The organism is Gilvimarinus sp. 1_MG-2023 (assembly GCF_030548285.1).
The window spans coordinates 1-379 of the sequence record NZ_JAUOSC010000309.1; the positions used below are offsets into that span (position 1 = coordinate 1).

The 379-nt window shown below is 55.7% G+C and carries 1 pseudogene; it reads left to right on the forward strand.

From position 1 onward, the window contains the following. A pseudogene (locus tag Q4563_RS16930) lies at nt 1-379 on the forward strand (tryptophan synthase subunit beta); the annotation flags it as partial.

Here is a 379-nt window from a genome sequence, read left to right on the forward strand (position 1 = left end):
GTGTGGGTGGTGGTTCCAATGCCATCGGCATGTTTTACCCTTATATCAAGCATCCGGAAGTAGCCATGTATGGCGTTGAAGCGGGTGGACTGGGGCTGGAAGGAGATGACCATGCCGCACCTTTGAGTAAAGGGCGTCCTGGCGTTTTGCATGGCAATCGCACCTATTTGATGGAAGACGACAACGGCCAGATCATGGGGACACACTCGATTTCTGCCGGTCTGGATTACCCCGGAGTTGGCCCTGAGCACTCCTGGTTGAAAGATGTTGGCCGTGCCCAGTATGTCGCCGCTACAGACAGCGAAGCCATTGAGGCATTCCACAAGCTGACACAGCTGGAAGGCATTATGCCGGCACTGGAGTCATCCCATGCCGTCGC